Annotated in this window: 3 protein-coding genes; all 3 read right to left on the reverse strand. The window is 48.2% G+C overall.

Annotated elements, in window-relative coordinates:
* A partial coding sequence (locus AB1466_04240; GenBank protein MEW6189307.1) for an ABC transporter permease occupies positions 1–779 on the reverse strand: 779 nt, incomplete at its 3' end.
* 51 nt (positions 780–830) lie between these two features.
* On the reverse strand, positions 831–1,505 hold the full coding sequence (locus AB1466_04245; GenBank protein ID MEW6189308.1) for an ABC transporter ATP-binding protein: 675 nt from the start codon (positions 1,503–1,505) through the stop codon (positions 831–833).
* 12 nt (positions 1,506–1,517) lie between these two features.
* On the reverse strand, positions 1,518–2,725 hold a 1,208-nt coding region (locus tag AB1466_04250; GenBank protein ID MEW6189309.1), incomplete at its 5' end, for an efflux RND transporter periplasmic adaptor subunit.

Consider the following 2,725-nt stretch of genomic DNA (forward strand, 5'->3'; position numbering starts at 1 on the left):
TCATCGGGACTGAGTCTTTCGGATAAAATCTTTTTGATTTCGGTTGTAGCTTCATCGAGATCATCGGGGTGAGTTGCCTCCAGAAGAACTAGCCCCACATTCCTCACCCCGAAGAGTCTCTGGGCAACTGTTATGGGAATCCAAACCTGGTCATCGAGGTTGATCCCTATCATACCACCTTTGCGAGTCATCACTCCCAGTACGGTGAATTTTTGCCCGGCCAAACGAACTTGCTTTCCAATGGGATTCGTTCCCTCAAAGATATCCTCAGCCACCGTTACCCCTAAGGTACATACCTTTCTTGCCCTATCGACCTCCAAACGTTCAAAGAAGCGACCTTGAGCTGTGGGGAAATTTCTCACTGGAACATAGTCGTGAGTGGTGCCCAATATCTGAGTGGATCTCGAGCGATTCCCAAACTTTATCGTACCCGCCTCCTGCAAAAGGGGGACCGCTTTCCTCACATGAGGAGCCTTCCGGGGAAGGATCTGTGCATCCTCGTAGGTGAGTTTGCCAATTAAACTACTTATGGCATGCCCACCTCCGGGGCGCATTTCTATTTTGCCCGGTAAAACCATTAATATGTCAGAACCCAGTCCCATGATTTCCCGGGAGATATCGGACTGCACGCCCATTCCAATGGATACCAATAAAATCACCGCACTTACTCCTATGATTACCCCGAGCATTGTCAGACCGGAACGCATTCTATTTGCCTTAAGAGCATCCAAAGCCACTCGGAAGCTTTCCAAAATGGAGACCCGTCTAAGGATGTCCATGATCACAACCTCTTGCCCTTACTGTTTGTACCTTGACAAAATTATCGTTTTTCATTTTGCATTTACGATGATTTTCCCATCCAAGATTTGAATGACGCGCTGGGCATGTTCGGCCACATAATGCTCGTGGGTGACCAGAATTATGGTTCTGCCCTCCTCGTGCAACCGTTGCAGTATGGACATGATCTCCGCTCCCGATTTAGAATCAAGATTTCCCGTGGGTTCATCGGCTAAAATGAGTGAAGGATTATTAACAAGAGCTCTGGCAATGGCCACCCGCTGTTGCTCCCCCCCGGAAAGTTGTGATGGCCTGTGGTCTAATCTATCGCCCAGGTCCACAGCCTCGAGTGTCTCTTTCGCGCGCTTTATCCTCTCGCCGGTGCTTATTCCCGCATAAATGAGGGGTAGTTCCACATTCTTTAGAGCGGTGGCACGGGGAAGGAGATTAAAGGTTTGGAAGACGAAACCGATCTTTTCGTTTCTGATCTTCGCCAGTTGATTATCGCTTAAGTTCTTGGTATCGAGATCATGAATGATCACCGAACCCGACGTTGGTCTGTCAAGGCAACCGATTATATGCATCAGGGTGGATTTTCCAGAACCCGATGGTCCCATGATGGAAACGAATTCCCCCTCTTTAACCGAGAGGGAAATGCCGCTAAGAGCGGGCACTTCAACTCCATCGAGTTTATAAATCTTGACTACGTCCTTCAATTCTACCAACATGGCTTTCCCCTTTTATCGAAGAGAGATGCGACTTCCATCCCGAAGTTTTTTAAGACCGCTTGTGACCACACGCTCCCCTTCCCTCAACCCACCGATGATCTCATAGGAGGTCTCAGTGGAAATACCGGTTGTCACCTCACGCATCCTGACTATGGAATCCTCAACGACGAATACCACTCTTTTCCCTTTCCTTTTCACCACGGCTTCGTAGGGAACAATGAGTACATTTTTCCTACGGGATTCAATGATATCCGCGCTTCCATTCATTCCAATTCGTAAGGGAACATTCGAGGGTTCTAGTCCGATTTTAACTGAGAATGCGGTTCCTCCGGTTTGAGTGATCTTTGAGGTCGAACTGATCTCCGAAACTCTTCCTTTAAAAGTAATTCCCGGATAAGCGTCCAATGCAACCTGAGCTAATCGATCGACCTCAACTCCAGCGATGTCCGTCTCATCCACATCCGCAGCAAAATATATCTTGCTCAAGTCGTAAATTGTGAATATGGATTGTCCCTGGGTAATTGTCGAGCCCACGGCGACCTTACTATTAGCCGCACCCATAGCACCGATCAATTTGAAGTTTAATATCCCTCCCACTGGTGCCTTTATGATGGCATTCTCCAAATTTGATTTGGCTTGGAGATAAGCAGCATGAGCCCCATCGATTTGGGCATCCGCCGCTTCTAAATCCTGACCCCTATTCGCCTGCTTCTTCAGTTTCTCAAGATTGGCCTTCGCGGAAAGATAAGCAGCCCAAGCTTCATCCCTTGCAAGTCTCGTGGAGTCGGAGGGGGCATTATCGTAGTTATTCTCGGCGATGAGATAAGCCTGCCATGCCTGATTAACCTGTGCCTGCGCTGCCTCCATCTCAGTTGAGGAGGGAATGCTCTTTAAGAGATTATATTTTTGTGCCTTGGCATTGAGATAGGCAGCCCAGGCTTGATCAACGGCAAGCTGAAGCTGTTCCCTATCGAGCTCCAACAATACTTGACCTTCTTGAACTTCCTCTCCATCTCTAACTGAGAGCTTGCTCACGGTTCCGCTAACCTTTGAGCAAACATCGATTTCATCAGCTCCCAATTTACCCGAGGCGGAAATCGATTTTAAGATGTCCCCCTTCTTGACCTTCGCTGCCTCTACCTCGATAATAGCGCTCCTCGCCCGAACTAAATACCAAGTTCCCATTCCCCCAATAAAAAGTAAAAGGCAGATCAAAATGG

Source organism: Actinomycetota bacterium (assembly GCA_040755895.1).
Taxonomy (GTDB): Bacteria; Actinomycetota; Aquicultoria; order Subteraquimicrobiales; family Subteraquimicrobiaceae; genus Subteraquimicrobium.

What these genes read in the sequence shown, in the direction of transcription:
- AB1466_04245 (MEW6189308.1), bottom strand. Translation starts at nt 1,505, where the DNA reads ATGTTGGTAGAATTGAAGGACGTAGTCAAGATTTATAAACTCGATGGA.